The organism is Kitasatospora sp. NPDC005748, assembly GCF_040630735.1.
In the GTDB taxonomy this organism is placed as follows: Bacteria; Actinomycetota; Actinomycetes; order Streptomycetales; family Streptomycetaceae; genus Kitasatospora.
In genome coordinates this window covers 30,332-48,079 of record NZ_JBEXYD010000026.1, presented here as the reverse complement: position 1 = coordinate 48,079, position 17,748 = coordinate 30,332, and the positions used below count along the sequence as shown (strand labels likewise).

The 17,748-nt window shown below is 71.7% G+C and carries 17 protein-coding genes and 1 pseudogene; 17 read left to right on the top strand and 1 reads right to left on the bottom strand.

Annotated elements, in window-relative coordinates; genetic code table 11:
- Positions 1-11: 11 nt before the first annotated feature.
- Complete coding sequence (locus tag ABZ495_RS20005; RefSeq protein WP_359807854.1) at positions 12-716, bottom strand: methyltransferase domain-containing protein; 705 nt, start codon at positions 714-716, stop codon at positions 12-14.
- Between the two features lie 396 nt (positions 717-1,112).
- On the opposite strand from ABZ495_RS20005, the gene proS reads away from it, so the two are divergent.
- The 17 genes and pseudogenes from proS to whiG form a co-directional block, all read left to right on the top strand.
- Entirely contained in the window at positions 1,113-2,525 is a 1,413-nt protein-coding gene (gene proS, locus ABZ495_RS20000) for a proline--tRNA ligase (protein ID WP_329489768.1), read from the top strand.
- A 773-nt stretch (positions 2,526-3,298) separates the two neighbouring features.
- Positions 3,299-3,877, top strand: a complete 579-nt coding sequence (locus ABZ495_RS19995; RefSeq protein WP_329489769.1) for a hypothetical protein — start codon at positions 3,299-3,301, stop codon at positions 3,875-3,877.
- Between the two features lie 574 nt (positions 3,878-4,451).
- Positions 4,452-4,880: a 30S ribosomal protein S16 gene (gene rpsP / locus ABZ495_RS19990; protein WP_329489770.1), complete on the top strand. Its 429-nt coding sequence runs from the start codon at positions 4,452-4,454 to the stop codon at positions 4,878-4,880.
- 2 nt (positions 4,881-4,882) lie between these two features.
- Positions 4,883-5,122 carry an RNA-binding protein gene (locus ABZ495_RS19985; protein WP_030306741.1) on the top strand — a complete coding sequence of 80 codons (240 nt, stop codon included), beginning with the start codon at positions 4,883-4,885 and terminating at the stop codon, positions 5,120-5,122.
- A 227-nt stretch (positions 5,123-5,349) separates the two neighbouring features.
- Positions 5,350-5,982, top strand: coding sequence for a ribosome maturation factor RimM (gene rimM / locus ABZ495_RS19980; protein WP_359807851.1), 633 nt, complete (start codon positions 5,350-5,352; stop codon positions 5,980-5,982).
- Between the two features lie 56 nt (positions 5,983-6,038).
- Positions 6,039-6,857 (top strand): tRNA (guanosine(37)-N1)-methyltransferase TrmD, encoded by an 819-nt coding sequence (trmD, locus tag ABZ495_RS19975; protein WP_352291691.1) that lies wholly within the window; start codon positions 6,039-6,041, stop codon positions 6,855-6,857.
- Between the two features lie 154 nt (positions 6,858-7,011).
- Complete coding sequence (gene rplS, locus ABZ495_RS19970) at positions 7,012-7,362, top strand: 50S ribosomal protein L19 (RefSeq protein ID WP_063347674.1); 351 nt, start codon at positions 7,012-7,014, stop codon at positions 7,360-7,362.
- A gap of 206 nt (positions 7,363-7,568) precedes the next feature.
- The gene (gene lepB, locus ABZ495_RS19965) at positions 7,569-8,417 is read left to right on the top strand and encodes a signal peptidase I (protein WP_359837194.1); all 849 of its coding nucleotides are present in this window, start codon (positions 7,569-7,571) and stop codon (positions 8,415-8,417) included.
- Positions 8,401-9,357 carry a signal peptidase I gene (gene lepB, locus ABZ495_RS19960; protein WP_359837192.1) on the top strand — a complete coding sequence of 319 codons (957 nt, stop codon included), beginning with the start codon at positions 8,401-8,403 and terminating at the stop codon, positions 9,355-9,357. The genes lepB (ABZ495_RS19965) and lepB (ABZ495_RS19960) overlap by 17 nt, the downstream gene beginning before the upstream one ends.
- A 246-nt stretch (positions 9,358-9,603) precedes the next feature.
- Complete coding sequence (gene lepB / locus ABZ495_RS19955; RefSeq protein WP_359807849.1) at positions 9,604-10,605, top strand: signal peptidase I; 1,002 nt, start codon at positions 9,604-9,606, stop codon at positions 10,603-10,605.
- Between the two features lie 145 nt (positions 10,606-10,750).
- Positions 10,751-11,506 (top strand): signal peptidase I, encoded by a 756-nt coding sequence (lepB, locus tag ABZ495_RS19950; RefSeq protein WP_359807847.1) that lies wholly within the window; start codon positions 10,751-10,753, stop codon positions 11,504-11,506.
- Between the two features lie 199 nt (positions 11,507-11,705).
- On the top strand, positions 11,706-12,179 hold the full coding sequence (locus ABZ495_RS19945) for an NUDIX domain-containing protein (protein ID WP_359807845.1): 474 nt from the start codon (positions 11,706-11,708) through the stop codon (positions 12,177-12,179).
- Positions 12,180-12,234: 55 nt separating this feature from the next.
- Positions 12,235-12,561, top strand: a complete 327-nt coding sequence (locus ABZ495_RS19940; protein ID WP_030056781.1) for a DUF2469 domain-containing protein — start codon at positions 12,235-12,237, stop codon at positions 12,559-12,561.
- Positions 12,562-12,963: 402 nt separating this feature from the next.
- Positions 12,964-13,398, top strand: coding sequence for a YraN family protein (locus ABZ495_RS19935; RefSeq protein ID WP_359807895.1), 435 nt, complete (start codon positions 12,964-12,966; stop codon positions 13,396-13,398).
- A 1-nt stretch (position 13,399) separates the two neighbouring features.
- Positions 13,400-15,121, top strand: a complete 1,722-nt coding sequence (locus tag ABZ495_RS19930; protein ID WP_359837191.1) for a YifB family Mg chelatase-like AAA ATPase — start codon at positions 13,400-13,402, stop codon at positions 15,119-15,121.
- 2 nt (positions 15,122-15,123) lie between these two features.
- Entirely contained in the window at positions 15,124-16,293 is a 1,170-nt protein-coding gene (gene dprA / locus ABZ495_RS19925) for a DNA-processing protein DprA (protein WP_359807842.1), read from the top strand.
- 619 nt (positions 16,294-16,912) lie between these two features.
- Positions 16,913-17,662, top strand: a pseudogene (gene whiG, locus ABZ495_RS19920) (RNA polymerase sigma factor WhiG); the annotation flags it as partial.
- Between the last annotated feature and the right edge of the window lie 86 nt (positions 17,663-17,748).

The following is a 17,748-nucleotide window of genomic DNA, read 5'->3' as shown; positions in this document are numbered from 1 at the left end:
GGCCGGTCGGGCTACCGCGGCTGGTCGGCGATCAGGTACCGGAACACGTTCTCCATCCGGACCGAGCCGTCCGGCCGCAGGTACGGCTGCAGCGCCTCCTCCAGCTCCTTCGCCACCAGCGACAGCCCGGAGAAGTCCGCCGCCGCGTCGTAGAGGCCGGTGGAGAGCAGTCCGCGCACCGCGCTGTCCAGGTCCGGATAGGCGAACGGGCAGCTCACCCGGCCGCTGCCGGCCGGGCGCAGGCGGGCCGGCCCGAGCAGGTCCTCCAGGGCGCCGGGCGTGCTCAGCCCGAACGGGTCGCGTGCGGTGGTGCGCCCCGCCATCCGCCGGGCCACGTCCAGGACCGCCGCGCTCTCGCAGCGCTCCGGCGGGCCCCAGGCGGCCAGCACCACGTGCCCGCCGCGCAGCGTCAGCCGGGCCGCGTCGGTCACCACGCGCTGCGGATCGGCGGCCCCCGGCAGCTGCTCGAAAACCGTGACCAGCGAATAGGCCGAGCGGGGGACCTCCGCCGGTGGCCGGGCGCCCGCGCCCACCTTCAGCCGACGGTCCCGCGCCAGCTCGCGCAGCTCGTCGTGCGGCTCCAGACCGGCGACCTGGGCGCCCCGCCCGGCGGCCAGCAGCAGCGCCAGGCCGGAGCGGCAGCCCAGGCCGAGCACGCTGCTCGCCGGGCCGACCTCCAGCCGGGCGTAGACCGCCTCGTAGAGCGGTACCAGCATGCGTTCCTGGATCTCCGCCCAGTCGCGCGCCCGCGCGGGCCACGCCCCCGCGGCCCGCCGGTCGTGCGGATGTGCGCCTGTGGGTCGTACGGTCGTGCCGGTCGTTCGAGCTGAAGCCATCGCGGCCTCCCATCCGGTCCTTCGGTGTCCTGCTACGGCTCCCCCAAAGTCCCGCCCCACTCCAGCGAACAGCGGCTCGGGCGCGGCGTCCAGAGGGGTGCAGGGTGGTGCGCGCGTGTCGCGGTCGTGCGCCCCCTGGCGGAACCGGGGCGCCCTTCGGCCGCCGGGCGGCCCGGGCACCGTCCCGGCCCGGGCAGGAAGGGGACGGCTTGCGCGCGAACCGGTTCCGTGGAACGGATTCGAAGTCAGGCCCCTTGTCCCCGTACCATTCGCCCCATGGCAAAGGCACCCGTTCTCACCCCCCAGGCGGACGACTTCCCGCGCTGGTACCAGGACCTCATCAACAAGGCCGAGCTGGCCGACAACGGTCCGGTGCGCGGCACCATGGTCATCCGACCGTACGGCTACGGCCTGTGGGAGCGGATGCAGCAGGAGATGGACGCCCGCATCAAGAAGGCAGGCGCGCAGAACGCCTACTTCCCGATGTTCATCCCGCAGTCCTACCTGACCAAGGAAGCGGAGCACGTCGAGGGCTTCGCCCCCGAGCTCGCCGTGGTCACCCACGGCGGCGGCAAGCAGCTGGACGAGCCGGTCGTCGTCCGGCCGACCTCCGAGACCATCATCAACGAGTACTTCTCGAAGTGGGTGCAGAGCCACCGCGACCTGCCCCTGCTGATCAACCAGTGGGCCAACGTGGTCCGCTGGGAGCTGCGTCCGCGGGTCTTCCTGCGGACCACCGAGTTCCTCTGGCAGGAGGGCCACACCGCCCACGCCACGTACGAGGACGCCCGCGAGTACGCCTCGATGATCCACACCCAGGTCTACGGCGACTTCATGACCAACGTGCTCGGCATCGACGTCGTGCTCGGCCGCAAGACCGCCAAGGAGCGCTTCGCCGGCGCGATCAACACCCTCACCCTCGAAGGCATGATGGGCGACGGCAAGGCGCTGCAGATGGGCACCAGCCACGAGCTGGGCCAGAACTTCGCCAAGGCGTTCAACACCACCTACCAGCTCCAGGGCGCCGAGCGCGAGTACGTCTGGCAGACCTCCTGGGGCGTCTCGACCCGTATGGTCGGCGGCCTGATCATGTCCCACGGCGACGACAACGGCCTGCGGGTGCCCCCGCGCCTGGCCGCCGTCCAGGCCGTCGTCCTCGCCATCAAGGGCGACGACGCGGTCATCGCCAAGGTGCGCGAGATCGGCGCCCGGCTGGAGGCCGTCGGCATCCGCGTGGTCGTCGACGACCGCACCGACACCCCGTTCGGCCGCCGCGCCGTGGACTGGGAGCTCAAGGGCGTGCCGCTGCGCATCGAGGTCGGCCCGCGCGACCTGGAGAACGGCACCGCGATGCTGGCCCGCCGCATCCCCGGCGGCAAGGAGCCGGTCTCGATCGACGCGCTGGCCGAGCTGCTCCCGGGTGTCCTGGAGGAGGACCAGGCGCTGCTGCTGCGCCAGTCCCGCGAGCGCCGCGAGTCCCGCACGGTCGACGTGACCAACCTGGACGAGGCCGTCGAGGCCGCCGCCACCGGCTGGGGCCGGATCTCCTGGGCCGAGCTGGGCCCGGAGGGCGAGGCCAAGCTGGCCGAGCAGGGCGTCTCGGTGCGCTGCATCGTGGCCGCCGACGGCTCGGTGCCGCAGACGGACGACCAGGACGGCAACATCGCGATCGTGGCCCGCGCCTACTGATCGGCTGCTGAGCGGCGACTGACCGGCCGCTGACCGGCCACGTCCACCGAACGGCCCGCGCCGCCCACTGAACGGCGCGCGGATCCGCCGGCGCACCTACAGCGGTGCGCCGGCGGATCCGCGTCTGCGGGTCCGTTCGGGTCCGTTCGGGTCGGTTGGGCTGCTGGGGCTGCTGGGGCTTCTGGTGGTGCTCGGGCCGCTGGGCCGCTCGGACGTGGGCGCACCGGCGGATCTCGGGCCGGTTGACCCGCGGCCCGCGGGACGGGCCTGGTGCGGTCTCGGGACGCCCCGGGCGAGGCGATGGCTGACGTTGGTCGTCGATGTTGGATACCGACAGGTACTGGCGATTTCTGGCAGCTGACGGCAATGATCCGGCAGCTGCCCGACAACCGTGAGACATCCGTCGGACATCCGGTCGACAACCGCCGTCGGGAATTCCGGCGGTAACCGTCCGGTGGCCGTCTCACCAGTCGACATCCCTACTGGCCGGTCAACTGCCGGTATTAACGGAATAGCGGTACGGTGTACGGCCCGTGGCCCTGTCAACTCGACAGGACCGCGGGCCGTACGTCCTGGGTGCGACAGCCCGCCCCCCGGACGGAAATGACGAGGTCCGCCGAGCTACGACGGGCCCAAACCGGCAGGGGGTTGGTCTTGCGTCAGATCCGGAACGCGCATTTCGCGCGCGCTCGTACATTCCTGAGAGTTTCCTGGGAATTCCAGGAGATCGGGAACACGCGGAACATCGGCTCGCACTCCGTCGTTGGTCTAGCGTGAGCACGACACAGCCCCTCGTTCTCGCGGCCGAACTGGCCGCCGCCTGGAGTGACATCCAGGCCTTCCATCAGGACCTCCCCGACCTCGCCTCGCCCGAGGCGTTGATCGGCGAGTCCTCCTCGGCCTGTGGCACGCGGCTCGGTTTCGAGCGGCTCCTCCACGAGGCTGCCCACGGTCTGGCCGCGGCCCGGGACATCCGGGACACCTCGCGGGCCGGCCGCTACCACAACCGGCGCTTCCTGCTCCTGGCTTCCGAGCTGGGCCTGGCGCACCCGGTCGAGCCGCATGCGAGCAGCGGCTTCTCCCAGGTGACCATGCTCAAGGAGACGCAGGAGCGGTACGCCGAGACCATCGAGCGGCTGGACCGGGCCCTCGGCGCCCACCAGGAGGCGGTGGCCGGAGACGGCGTCTCGCGCGCCTTCCGCGGCCCGGCGGCCCGGCACGGCTCCTCCGGGGGCGGCGTCCGGGTCAAGGCGGTCTGCGGGTGCGGGCGCAACGTCCGCGTCGTGCCGTCGGTCCTCGCGCAGGCGTCCATCGTCTGCGGTGCCTGCCAGCAGCCGTTCAAGATCGCGTAGCGTGGGGAGCCGGCCGGCGACTGTGCGGGCAGTGCGTCCGGCCGGAGCGATCGACGGCCCCGGCCGGCAGGGCTGATCGGGACGACCGATCGGCGGCCCTGACCGGCGGCTGTGATGTGTTGGGCTGACCGGGAGCGGGGGCTCCCGGTCGACCTGTTTCGGCGGTCGGCCACGGGTGGACCGCGCCGGTCGGTGGTGTGGCGGTCCGAGTGGTGGGCCGGTGAGGGGCGGTGGTGAGCCGTGGCCGGGTGTCGGCCGGGCGGCTCCGGGGAGTGACTGTGCCGGTCGGGTGCGGGGCGGGTGCCGGTCGGTTGCCGGGCCAGTGCCGGACGAGCGCTTCTCAGCGTGACCGGGCGTTGACCGGGCGGCTTCGGGCCGTGGTCGGTGGCGGTCGAGCCGAGCGGGCGGCGGCGAGGCGGTTCGCGCCGGTATGGCAGAATGGACAGCTGAGTACTCGGCAGCCGAGCAGGACCCCTCTCTCCTACGGCTGGCGTGTCCCTTGAACGGCCAGCCTCGCAACCCCACGCGACGGTGCGGCCGCTCACCCACGTCAACACCAGGAGAATCCACTCCCGTGGCAGTCAAGATCAAGCTCAAGCGTCTCGGCAAGATTCGCTCCCCGCACTACCGCATCGTCGTCGCCGACTCGCGCACCAAGCGTGACGGCCGCGCGATCGAGGAGATCGGCATCTACCAGCCGACCTACAACCCCTCGAAGATCGAGGTCGACGGCGAGCGCGCCCAGTACTGGCTGTCCGTCGGCGCCCAGCCGACCGAGCCGGTTCTCGCCATCCTCAAGCTGACCGGCGACTGGCAGAAGTTCAAGGGCCTGCCGGCCCCGGCTCCGCTGCTGGTTGCCGAGCCCAAGGTCGAGGACTTCTCGCACCTGTTCGCGAAGGCCGTCGCCGGCTTCGAGGACGCCACCACCGGTGTTGCCATCACCCCGAAGGCCAAGAAGTCGGACAAGGCCGAGGCTGACGCCGACGCCGCCGTCGAGGCCTGATCGTGATCGAGGACGCCCTCGACCACTTGGTGAAGGGCATCGTCGAGCACCCCGACGAGGTGCAGGTGCGTTCGCGCAACCTGCGTCGGGGGAACACCATCGAGGTGCGTGTGCACCCCGATGACCTCGGCAAGGTGATCGGCCGGGGCGGCCGCACGGCGCGTGCACTGCGCACCGTTGTCGGCGCCCTCGGCGGTCGCAACGTCCGTGTCGACCTGGTCGACGTGGACAGCATTCGCTGACGCTGCTGCTCGTTCAGCCGTCAGGCTTGAGGCCGGTCGGGACGCATGTCGTCCCGGCCGGCCTTTCTCTGTTCCCGACCGCCTTCTCGCCGTGCCCCCGCCTCCGCGGCCCTGTGCTCCAGGGCCGGGACCCGTCACGGCGACCACATCGTTGGTACCCCGTACCAGCACCCACACCCAGTGCCCAGCGCCGGCACCCAGCACCAGCACCCAGGAGAACGATCACCGTGCAGCTCGTCGTCGGTAAGATCGGCCGCGCCCACGGCATCAAGGGGGATGTCAGCGTCGAGGTCCGCACCGATGAGCCGGAACTCCGGCTCGGTCCCGGTGCCGTCCTCCTCACCGACCCCGCGTCGGCCGGACCGCTGACCGTCGAGTCCGGCAAGGTGCACAGCGGCCGGCTGCTGCTGCGCTTCGCCGGCGTCAAGGACCGCAACGACGCAGAGGCCCTGCGCGGCACCGTCCTGATCGCCGAGGTCGACCCGGAGGAGAGCCCCGAGGACCCGGAGGAGTACTACGACCACCAGCTGATCGGTCTGGACGTCGTCCTGCTCGACGGCACCCCGGTCGGTGAGCTCACCGAGGTCGTCCACCTCCCCTACCAGGACCTGCTCACGGTGGAGAAGCCCGACGGGACGGAGGTGCTGGTGCCCTTCGTCACCCGCATCGTGCCGACCATCGACCTGGAGAACCAGCGCGTCGTCATCGACCCGCCGGGCGGCCTGATCGACCCGGAGCAGGCCGAGGTCGTGCGGGGCGAGGCGGATGACGCGGATGCGTCGGACGGGTCGGACGGGTCGGAGGGGTCAGACAGGTCGGGCAGGTCGGACGAGTCGGTGGATCCGGAGGAGTCGGAGTGACCGCCGAGGAACTGTCGCCGCAGGAGCCGCCCGCGGTGCGGGGCGTCCAGGACGGGATGCGGATCGACGTCGTCACGATCTTCCCCGAGTACCTGGAGCCGCTGAACATCTCCCTGGTCGGCAAGGCCCGCGCCCGCGGTCAGCTGGATGTGCACGTCCACGACCTGCGCGGCTGGACGCACGACATCCACCGCACGGTGGACGACAGCCCGTACGGCGGCGGACCGGGCATGGTGATGAAGCCCGAGCCGTGGGGCGAGGCGCTGGACGGCGTGCTGAGCGCGGGCCCCGACGGGGAGGTGCCCACGCTCGTGGTGCCCACCCCGAGCGGGCGCCCCTTCACCCAGGAGCTGGCCCAGGAGCTCGCCGGACGCCCGTGGCTCACCTTCACTCCGGCCCGGTACGAGGGCATCGACCGGCGGGTGATCGAGGAGGCAGCCACCCGGATGCCGGTGGTCGAGGTGTCGATCGGCGACTACGTCCTGGCCGGCGGCGAGGTCGCCGTGCTGGTGATGGTCGAGGCGATCGCCCGGCTGCTGCCCGGGGTGCTCGGCAACGCCGAGTCCCACCGGGACGACTCCTTCGCGCCCGGCGCCATGGCCGACCTGCTGGAGGGCCCGGTCTACACCAAGCCCGCCGAGTGGCGCGGCCGGACCGTGCCGGACGTCCTGCTCAGCGGCAACCACGGGCGGATCGCCCGCTGGCGGCGCGAGCAGGCCTTCGCCCGGACCCTGGCGAACCGCCCCGATCTGGTCGAGCGCTGGCAGTACGGCGGCTTCGACAAGAAGGACCGTGAGGCGCTGAGCATCCTCGGCCTGGCCTGGGACGAGCAGCTCGGTCGATTTCGGTCTGTGGTCGATGGTGTGGAAGAATAGGTCGCTGCTGTCTGTCGCTGGTCTCCTCACGTAGGAGTCACGTGGTCCGGTGCCCTCGCCACGGGGGGAACATCGCCAACCGATGCGGCCCGCAGCGAACCCCATTGTGACGAACTTCCGTGGGCGGCCCGTGGCGCCTGCGATGGAGAGCAACATGAGCAACAAGCTCGCTGCTGTCGACGCGGCCTCGCTGCGTAGCGACATTCCGGCCTTCCGTGCCGGTGACACCCTGAAGGTCCACGTCCGGGTCATCGAGGGCAACCGCTCTCGTGTCCAGGTCTTCCAGGGCGTCGTCATCCGCCGCCACGGCGCCGGTGTCGGCGAGACCTTCACCGTTCGCAAGGTCAGCTTCAACGTCGGCGTGGAGCGCACCTTCCCGGTGCACACCCCGGTCGTCGAGAAGATCGAGGTCGTGACCCGCGGTGCGGTTCGCCGCGCCAAGCTGTACTACCTGCGTGACCTCCGCGGCAAGGCCGCGAAGATCAAGGAGAAGCGCGACCGCTGATCCACCGTCCCCCGGTACTCCCGGGGGATCGGAGCGCTCTAGGGGGCGCGGCTGCCGCACGGTAAGCTCACCCCCCGATGAGCACGCACGAACCATCCGCGGACCGCGACGGCTGTCCCGCACCCACCGGTGCGGACTCGCCGTCGCGGTCCGCGGCCGTTTCCACGACCGCGCCCGCCACGGCGCCGGTGCCCGCCACGGCGCCGATGGTGGAGCCGGTACTCGAGCCGGGCACCCGGCGCGTCCCCGAGGCCCAGGCGCCCCGGGAGGCGGTCCCGGAATCCGAGCGGACCTCGGCCGACGGCTCGGTGGAGGACTCGGTGGAGGACTCGGCGGGCGCTTCGGCCGACGTTTCGGTGGACGAGCCCGGGGCGGTGCCCCGTTCGCGCTCGCGTGACCTCCTTCTGCTGGTGGGTATCTGCCTGCTGTCCCTGCTCCTGGTGAACGCCTTCGTGGCGCGGCCGTTCGCGGTGCCGTCCGGGTCGATGGAGAACAGCCTGCGCCCGGGCGACCGCCTGATCGCGAACCAACTGGCCTACTCCTTCGGAGGGCATCCGCAGCGCGGTGACGTGGTGGTCTTCGACGGGAGGGGCTCCTTCCTGCGTGGGTCGGCCGAGCCGACCGGGTTCGGGAACGCACTGCGCTCGCTCGTCCGGGATCTCGGACTCGCGCCGGCCGACGACTCGGTCTACGTCAAGCGCGTCATCGGTGTCGGCGGGGACCGGGTGACCAGTACCGGGCCGGGCGCGCGGATCACCGTCAACGGCGTACCGGTCGACGAGTCCTCCTACCTCGCACCGGGGGACGAGCCGTCGAAGGTGGCCTTCGATGTGGTCGTTCCGGCCGGAAAGCTGTGGGTCATGGGGGACCACCGCGATGCCTCCCGTGACTCGCGGGACCACCTGGGTGAGCCCGGTGGCGGGTTCGTGCCCGAGGGCAAGGTGATCGGACGGGCGGAGTGGGTGGTCTACCCGGTCGGCCACTGGACCGGCCTGGGCCGGTCGGCGGCGTTCGCCGCGGTAGGGGGGACCGGTGGCCATGGGGACCAGAGGTAGGGGCCGCCTGGCGGACCGACCGTCCGACGCGGTACCGGGCGATCCGGCGGGAGCACGCGGACCGGGGGCGACCGGCCCGGAGGCAGCGACGCCCATCCGCGGGCGGGCCGACCGTCGGCGTACCGCCCGCCGGGCCGCCCGCCGCCGCAAGCGCTCGCTCCTGCACGAGATCCCGCTGATCGTCCTGGTGGCACTGCTGGTGGCACTGGTGATGAAGACCTTCATGGTGCAGGTGTTCGTCATCCCCTCCGGTTCGATGGAGCAGACCATCCAGATCGGCGACCGGGTGCTGGTGGACAAGCTCACCCCCTGGTTCGGTGCCGAGCCGGGGCGCGGCGACGTCGTGGTGTTCAAGGATCCGGGCGGTTGGCTGGAGGCCGACCACAAGCCGTCCACGGACGGGCCGGTGCTTCGCGGGGCGAAGCAGGTCCTCACTTTCGTCGGGCTGCTGCCGTCCGACAGCGAGCAGGATCTGATCAAGCGGGTGATCGGTGTCGGCGGGGACACCGTGGAGTGCTGCGACGAGCAGGGCCGCCTCAGCGTCAACGGCACGGCGGTGGACGAGCCGTACCTGTCGCCGGGCAACCCGCCGTCCCGCCAGCCGTTCAAGGTGAAGGTGCCGCAGGGGCGGCTCTGGGTGATGGGCGACCATCGGGACGTGTCGGCCGACTCCCGTTTTCACATGGGTAATCCGGGGCAGGGCACCATCCCACTGAGTGGTGTGGTCGGTCAGGCGTTCGTGGTGGCCTGGCCGGTCGGCCGGGTCCATCAACTTGATGCGCCGGGTTCACTCTCCTCGCTGGCCCGGTCCGCGGACGTCCGTGGAACTGGGCCGGAAGCGATGGATGTTGGGCCGCTTCCGAAGGAACCTCCGCTCGTTATGGGTGTGTTGGGCATCCTTCCGCTCATCGGCCGAAGGCCTGGGCGGCCCCGGGAGTAGGCCCGGCTGACCGGTGGAGGGCCGGCCGGCGTGCGTGGGAGCGCGAGCCGGATGCCTGGGAGTGATAGAGAAGTGCTGGTGCGGCCGGTACGCGACAACGGCCGCGTCCGGAGGCTGTGCCGGTGCCAGGTGTCCCCGAAGAGGGCGGCCCTGGGGCCGGGGCACGGTCGATGGTGGAGGTAGTGCCCGCTGTGCGGCACTGTGAGCGCGGACGCGCAGGCGTCCGCACAGCTGGGAGGAGACGTTGTGGGGGATTTGGTGATCGGCGCCCGCTCAGGCGCCGGAGAGCCCGAGGGCTCCGGTCATCGGGCGGAACGGTCGACGGAGTCCGCGGTGTCTTCGAGTTCCGCGGAGGACGCGGCGGTTCAGTCCGCGGACGAGCAGGGCAGTGGTGCGGGCGACGGTTCCGACGCCCGGGACGACGTGAGCTCTGACGGCGGGTCGGAGGAGAAGGCCGGCGGCAAGGAGCACAAGCAGCGCTCGTTCTGGAAGGAACTGCCGATTCTGATCGGCATCGCGCTGGTCCTGGCGCTGGTGATCAAGACTTTCTTCGTCCAGGCGTTCTCCATTCCGTCGGAGTCGATGCAGAACACGCTTCAGGTCGGCGACCGCGTCCTGGTGGACAAGCTGACCCCGTGGTTCGGAGCCGAGCCCGAGCGGGGCGAGGTCGTGGTGTTCCACGACCCGGGCGGCTGGCTGGCGGACGAGCCCACCAAGCAGAGCGACAACTCCTTCGTGCGGGGGGTGCAGGACGTGCTCAGCTTCGTCGGCCTGATGCCCTCCGAGAACGAGAAGGACCTGATCAAGCGGGTCATCGCGGTCGGTGGGGACACCGTCGAGTGCGAGGGCGAGGGGCCGGTCAAGGTCAACGGGATCGCTCTCAACGAGCCGTACGTGTTCCCCGGTAACACCCCCTGCGGGACGAAGCCCTTCGGCCCGGTGAAGGTGCCGGACGGCCGGATCTGGGTGATGGGTGACCACCGCGCGGACTCGCTGGACTCCCGCTTCCACATGGACCAGCCGGGTGGCGGCACCGTTCCGGTGGACGAGGTCATCGGACGGGCTTTCGTGGTGGCCTGGCCGATCAACCACTGGTCGACGCTGCCGGTGCCGGACACCTTCGACCAGAAGGGTCTGGCGGCGGCCGTGCCGTTCGTTCCGCCCGTGGCCGGCGCGGTCGGCGCGGTCGGCCTGCTTCCGCTGGCGCGCCGGCTGAAGGGCCGGTCGGAACGCGCGAAGCGGTCCTGACCACCACCGGGTCGCCCCCGGGTCTTGCGCGGGCCGTGGTACCGACGAGTAATCTGCTCGGACGTGCCACGGCCCGCCGGGTTTTCCGCCTGTGGCCCCGGCGTGCCATGAGCGGTCCCGGGTCAGGCAGGGGTGGATGGTTTCGATGAGCAGTGTCGCGACACCGACGGCGGACCGCCCGCCCGCGCCCGGACGGTCCCGGCCCAAGCCGGCCGCGGTGCTGCAGGGCGTGCTGATCGGGCTCGGTCTGGTCCTGCTGGTCGGCGGCTTCGTGGTCATGGCGCTGGACTACCGGCCGTACGGCATTCCGACCGGCTCGATGACCCCGACGCTCAAGGTCGGGGACACCGTCGTCGCCCGGCAGATCGACGGCAAGGACGTCGGCCGGGGTGACGTCGTGGTCTTCCGCGACCAGGCGTGGGGCGGTGAACTCATGGTCAAGCGCGTGGTCGCGGTCGGCGGGGACACGGTGGCGACCACCGGGGACGACCAACGGCTGACCGTCAACGGCAAGCCGGTGGAAGAGCCGTACCTGGAGGCGCAGGGCCCGCAGGGGAGCGCGTTCAGCGTGGACGTGCCTCCTGGCCGGCTCTTTCTGCTGGGAGACAACCGGCAGGGGTCGCTCGACTCCCGCCTCCACCTGGAGGTCGACGGCGGCACGATCCCCGCCACCGAGGTGGAGGCCCGGGTGGAGGCCACCGTCCTGCCCTTCGGCCGGACGGGTCTGTTCGCCCGCACCACCGCCTTCGACGCGCTCGGTGGGCCGAAGGCCGGCGAGCCGGGACCGTTGGAGCCGGCCTTCTACGCCACCGTTGTAGGCGCGGCGATGATCGTCGTGACCTGTGGGGTGAGCGGGGCGGCCGGTGCGGCCCGCCGGCTGGGACGCCGCCGCGACGCTTGACGGGTGCCACGGCCGCTGCTCCGGCGGGCGCCGCCGCCCCGGTCGGCGGCGCAGCCTCAGTTCGAGTCGGCGCCGACGGCCGCGCGACCGCCGGTGACCGTGGCCCGATCGCTCTGCCGAACATCGCCCCGGCAGGTCCTGCCGGGTGGCAGGATCGAGGGGATCGGCCCGACGAACGAGGGGAGGGGGGAGGGCGGCGATGATGGCGAAGCACCGCAAGGCTTCACGGATCCTGCTGTTGGACGGGCAGGACCGCCTGCTTCTCTTCCGGGGCTCGGATCCGGTGGTGCCGGACGTCACCTGGTGGTTCACCCCCGGAGGAGGCCTGGAACCGGGGGAGAGCATTCGCGAGGCGGCGGTGCGCGAGCTCGCCGAGGAGACGGGGCTGCGGGGCGTGGACCTGGGGCCCGTGGTGGCGTACGACACGGTTTCGTACTCCTTTCGGGAGCAGCGCTACGAACAGGAGCAGTGGTTCCACCTGGCCCGGACCGTGGAGACGGTGCTCGATCATTCGAGGATGGGCAGGGACGAGCACGCCGAACTGCTCGCGGCACGCTGGTGGACGGTCGAGGAGCTGGGGGAGACCGCCGAAACGATCTATCCGATCGGGCTGGCGGACTTCGTGGGGCGACTGCTGGCCGAGGGGCCGCCAGTCACGCCGGTAAGGCTCTGAGGGTGAGTGCGGTGGTCCACAATGGGTGGACGTGACAAGTTGAGGGGACGCCTGGATGAGTGCCGAAGATCTCGAGAAGTACGAGACCGAGATGGAGCTCAAGCTCTACCGGGAGTACCGGGACGTCGTCGGCCTGTTCAAGTACGTGATTGAGACCGAGCGACGCTTCTACCTCACCAACGACTACGAGCTGCAGGTGCACTCGGTCCAGGGCGAGGTCTTCTTCGAGGTGTCGATGGCGGATGCGTGGGTCTGGGACATGTACCGGCCGGCCCGGTTCGTCCGTAAGGTCCGGGTGCTGACCTTCAAGGACGTGAACATCGAGGAGCTCGCGAAGAGCGATTTGGAGCTGCCCTCGGACGAGTCCGGGTTCGGGAACTGACGTTGGACCGCTCGGGCCTGCGGTGTCCAGGGGAATTTCGACTTTCCCGGGATTCCCACTCCTGCGAGTGACAGAAGTTATCCACAGGCCCGGGTTATCCACAGGAAATAGCAACCCTCTGGCCCTGTCCCGGGTCGCACGGAAACCTCCTCGTCGGAGGTGGTCACCGTGCAGGACACCAAGCGCACCACGCGTAAGCAGAGTGAGACGCCCAAGGCCCGACCGAGTGGGCAGGCCCGGCGCAGGGCGGCGAAGGCGCCGGAGGAGCACCAGGCGGAGCTGTCCGGGCTCGGAAACGGGCCAGCTCCGCCGCGCACGGAGCAGGCCGACCCGGAGAAGGCCGGTCCTGAGCGAGCCGTTCCCGAGCAGGCCGGTCCTGAGCGGGGCGGTCCGGGGAAGGCCCTGTCGGGGCGCGGCACGAACAACGGGCTGGGCCGTTATGGGGAGCGGGTCGCTGCCCGGCGGCTCGCCGAGAGCGGCCTCAGGATCCTGGACCGCAACTGGCGCTGCGTCGAGGGCGAGCTGGACATCGTCGCCCTCGACGGCGACACCCTGGCCGTCTGTGAGGTGAAGACCCGCTCCGAGCGGGGATTCCAGCAGCCGAGCGAGGCCATCGACCGAGCCAAGGCCGCCCGACTCCAGCGATTGGCGGAGCGCTGGGTGGCGGAGCGCTGGCCCGGCCACTTCGCCAGGTTGGCCGGCCCCGGGTACAGCCCCGCGCCGGCGGACCCGCAGTGGCCGCCCGTGCCGCCCGGCGGCGTCCGGATCGACCTCGTGGCCGTCATCAACCGGGCCCGGGGTGCCGCCTCGGTAGACCACCTGAGGGGGGTGGTCTGAGATGGCCTTCGCCCGTACCTGTTCCGTCGCGCTGGTCGGCGTCGACGGTGTGATCGTCGAGGTCCAGGCCGATCTGGAGCCCGGAGTCGCCGCCTTCACCCTGGTCGGTCTGCCCGACAAAGCCCTCTCCGAGGCCCGCGACCGGGTGCGCGCGGCCCTGGTGAACAGCGGCGAGGTCTGGCCGCAGCGAAAGCTCACCGTCGGACTCAGCCCCGCCTCGGTACCGAAGAGTGGCAGCGGCTTCGACCTCGCGGTGGCCTGCGCCGTCCTCGCCGCCGCCGAGCGCTTGGATCCGTCCTCCATCGCCGAACTGCTGATCATCGGCGAGCTGGGGCTCGACGGGCGGGTGCGCCCGGTACGCGGCATCCTGCCGTCGGTGCTCGCCGCCGCCGACGCCGGTTACCAGCGGGTCGTGGTGGCCGAACAGACTGCCGCCGAGGCCTCCCTGGTCCCGGGCGTGACCGTCATCGGCGTGCGCAGCCTGCGGCAGCTCGTCGCCGTCCTGACCGGCGCACCCGAGCCGGAGGAGCCGCCCGACCCGATCAGCGGCCGCCCGGATCCCCTGATGGCCGGGCTGATGCTCCCCACCGCAGGGGTGCGCGGACTGCCCGACGACCGGGCCGCCCGGCTGGACCTGGCGGACGTCGCCGGCCAGTACGAGGCCCGACGCGCGCTGGAGATCGCCGCCGCCGGTGGTCACCACCTGTACTTGAAAGGTCCACCGGGCGCGGGCAAGACCATGTTGGCGGAGCGGCTCCCGGCGCTGCTGCCGCCACTCACCCAGAAGGAGGCCCTGGAGGTCACCGCCGTGCACTCGGTGGCCGGACTGCTCCCGGCCGGTCGGCCACTGATCGGCTGCGCGCCGTACTGCGCACCGCACCACTCCACCACCATGCCGGCCATCGTCGGCGGCGGCAGTGGCCTGCCCCGACCGGGTGCGGTCTCGCTGGCTCACCGGGGTGTGCTGTTCCTGGACGAGGCGCCGGAGTTCCCGGTCAGGGTGCTCGACGCGCTGCGCCAGCCGCTCGAATCGGGGGAGGTGGTGATCGCCCGATCGGCCGGATCGCTCAGGCTGCCGGCCAGGTTCCTGCTCTGCCTGGCCGCGAATCCCTGCCCCTGCGGGCGGTACTCGCGGCGGGGCGAGGGGTGCGAGTGCACTCCGGCGATGGTCAGCCGGTACCAGGGGCGGCTGTCCGGACCGCTGCTCGACCGGGTCGACCTCCAGGTCCAGGTCGCTCCGGTGACCAGGGTCGAGCTGATGGAGCGGGACACCACGGCGGAGAGCACCGCGACGGTGGCGGCCCGGGTGCTTGCCGCGCGGGAGCGCGCGGCGGCACGGCTGGCGCACACACCGTGGCGGACCAATGCCGAAGTGCCCGGCCATGAGCTGCGGACCCGTTGGCAGCTCGGCCCCAACGCGCTGAACGATGCCGCCCGACAGCTGGAGCGCGGTCTGCTGACCGCCCGCGGCCTGGACCGGGTGCTCAGGGTCGCCTGGACGGTCGCCGATCTCGCCGGGCGCGACCGGCCGGACCAGCGGGACGTACGGACGGCCCTGGTGCTCCGCACCGGTGTGGAGCAGGGGCTGCCGTTGACCGAGCGCTCCTTCGGCCGGCTCGGCGGCGAGCCGCTGCCGCCGGCCGGGCCGAAGGGCGACCGGCTGCTCCGTGCCGGTCCACCTGCCGCGACACCCGATCAGCGGCCGAGCGACAAGGAGACCTGAGCATGAACCAGACGATGAACCACCCTCAGCACCCCTCCGAAGCGGGGCGGGAGGCCGAGCTCGAGCGTCTCGCCAGGGCAGCGCTGAGCAGGCTCAGCGAACCGGGTGACGCGGTCCTGGGCCGGTGGCTCACCCAGCTCGACGCCGCCGACGTCGTCCGGGCGATCCGGGACGGCACCGTCCCCGACCATCCGGGCCTGGACGCGGAGCGGCTCGCCGCCTACCGGGCCAGGCTGGTCGACGTCGACCCCGTCGCGGACCTGGAGCGAGTGCGTACGGCCGGTGGGCGCTTCATCATTCCGGGCGACACGGAATGGCCGAGCCAACTCGACGACCTGGGAGCCGGCAGACCGCTCGGGCTCTGGGTGTCCGGGACGGGTTCCCTGCGACTGCTCGCCCTGCGCTCGGTCGCGGTCGTCGGCGCGCGGGCCTGCACGGCCTACGGAGCGCACGTCGCGGGGGAGCTGTCGGCGCAACTGGCCGAACGCGGGTGGGTGGTGGCCTCCGGCGCGGCGTACGGGATCGACGCGGCCGCCCACCGGGGTGCGCTGGCCGTCGGGGGGATGAGCATCGGAGTCCTCGCCTGCGGGGTCGATGTGGCCTACCCGAGGGGCAACGCCCAGTTGATCCGACGGATCGCCTCCCAGGGCCTGCTGCTGAGTGAGCTTCCGCCGGGGGAGCACCCGAACCGGTTCCGGTTCGTGCTGCGCAATCGCGTGATCGCGGCCCTCACTCGAGGGACGGTGGTGGTCGAGGCGGCGTTGCGCAGCGGGGCGCTGAGTACGGCCAGACGCGCCCGGGACCTCAACCGGCACACGATGGGTGTCGCCGGCCCGGTGACGTCGGAGCTCTCGGCCGGAGTGCACGCCCTGATTCGCGGCGGCGCCACGCTGGTCACCGACGCGGCGGAGGTCGCCGAGCTGATCGGCGCGATCGGTGACGACCTCGCGCCCCAGCGCGGCGGGCCGGTGCTGCCGAGGGACCTCCTGGAGCCGGTCGTGGCGAGGGTCCTGGAGGCGGTGCCGGCGACGGCGGAGGGTGCGCCGGTGGAGCGCCTGGCCCGGCAGTCGGGTCTCCCGCCGGACGAAGTGCTCCACCGGCTCTATGAGTTGGGGTCCCTCGGATTCGTGGAACGGCACGGTGCCCACTGGCGACTGGTGCGTGGCCGGTGACCGATCGGGCGGATCAGGACGAATCGGGAGGCGGCCGGGTGCGCCGCCGTCGGCGGGAGGTGGGGCGGTGAATCGCCGGTCGAGGCATTCACTCCCGCTGCCGGGCCCCGGCGACACGAACGCCACCGGATCGGGGGACGACCGAGTGGCGGTAGCACATTGCAGTGAGTCGGTCACGCTACGCTCGCCATGCCTTCCCTATCAGCACATGACTCGGCAGAACGGCGCAGACCAACGCATGCCCACACACATTCCCGGACACAGAGTGACCGGTGGCGCCCGGTCCTCGGGAGGGCCGCGGACCGAGCGGCGCCCCGTGACCGAGTTCCCGCCCAAGGCGACGGGTGCGATGGGGGCCCTTGCCCGGCAGGGTGGCCGACCGGCGCACACCGGCGCGTACGCCGGTCGGCCGGACGAGCCCGGTCCGCCGGACGCTTCCGAAGCGGCCGGTACGTCTGAAGTGGCTACCGCCCCCGAGGTGGCCGCCGTCCCCAGCCCGGCCCAGGGCCAGGACGCCGCGCCCGTACCCGCGGAGACGTCCACACCCACGGAGGTGCCCGCTCCCGTCGGGACGCCGGCACCACGGCGGGAGTCGGGCGTCGGCTCCGACCGCACGGCGCTGGAAGCGCTCTGGCGCTCCTACAAGGAGACGGGCGACCAGCGATTGCGGGAGCAGCTGATCCTGCACTACTCACCGCTCGTCAAATACGTGGCGGGCCGGGTCGGGGTCGGGCTGCCCTCCAACGTCGAGCAGGCGGACTTCGTCTCCTCGGGTGTCTTCGGGCTGATCGACGCGATCGAGAAGTTCGACATCGATCGGGCCATCAAGTTCGAGACCTACGCGATCAGCCGGATCCGCGGCGCGATCATCGACGAGCTCCGGGCCCTTGACTGGATCCCGCGTTCGGTGCGGCAGAAGGCGAAGGCGGTCGAGCGGACGTACGCGACCCTGGAGGCCCGGCTGCGCCGCACGCCGCACGAGCCCGAGGTCGCGGCCGAGATGGGCATCGCGATCGAGGACCTGCACGCCATCTTCAGCCAGCTCTCCCTCGCCAACGTGGTGGCGCTGGACGAACTGCTCCACCCGGTGGGCGAAGGCGGGGACCGGCCGAGCCTGGGCGACACCCTGGAGGACCGCGGCGCGGACAACCCCGTGGAGGTGGCCGAGGACCGGGAGCTGCGCAGACTGCTGGCACAGGCGATCAACACCCTGCCCGAGCGGGAGAAGACCGTCGTGACGCTCTACTACTACGAGGGCCTCACCCTCGCGGAGATCGGCCAGGTGCTGGGGGTGACGGAGAGCCGGGTCAGCCAGATCCACACCAAGTCGGTGCTGCAGTTGCGAGCCAAGCTGTCGGACATCCGGTAGCGGCCCCTTCGGCACCCGATCGTCCAGCAGCTCCGACCCCTTGCGGGGCGCCTGCGGGGTGCTTCCGCCCTGCCGCCGGATCCCCT

Coding starts and splice junctions, on each gene's coding strand:
- ABZ495_RS20005 (WP_359807854.1), bottom strand. CDS start 716: ATGCTGGTACCGCTCTACGAGGCGGTCTACGCCCGGCTGGAGGTCGGC.
- proS (WP_329489768.1), top strand. CDS start 1,113: ATGGCAAAGGCACCCGTTCTCACCCCCCAGGCGGACGACTTCCCGCGC.
- trmD (WP_352291691.1), top strand. CDS start 6,039: ATGCGGATCGACGTCGTCACGATCTTCCCCGAGTACCTGGAGCCGCTG.
- rplS (WP_063347674.1), top strand. CDS start 7,012: ATGAGCAACAAGCTCGCTGCTGTCGACGCGGCCTCGCTGCGTAGCGAC.
- lepB (WP_359837194.1), top strand. CDS start 7,569: ATGGTGGAGCCGGTACTCGAGCCGGGCACCCGGCGCGTCCCCGAGGCC.
- lepB (WP_359837192.1), top strand. CDS start 8,401: ATGGGGACCAGAGGTAGGGGCCGCCTGGCGGACCGACCGTCCGACGCG.
- lepB (WP_359807847.1), top strand. CDS start 10,751: ATGAGCAGTGTCGCGACACCGACGGCGGACCGCCCGCCCGCGCCCGGA.
- ABZ495_RS19945 (WP_359807845.1), top strand. CDS start 11,706: ATGATGGCGAAGCACCGCAAGGCTTCACGGATCCTGCTGTTGGACGGG.
- ABZ495_RS19940 (WP_030056781.1), top strand. CDS start 12,235: ATGAGTGCCGAAGATCTCGAGAAGTACGAGACCGAGATGGAGCTCAAG.
- ABZ495_RS19930 (WP_359837191.1), top strand. CDS start 13,400: ATGGCCTTCGCCCGTACCTGTTCCGTCGCGCTGGTCGGCGTCGACGGT.
- dprA (WP_359807842.1), top strand. CDS start 15,124: ATGAACCAGACGATGAACCACCCTCAGCACCCCTCCGAAGCGGGGCGG.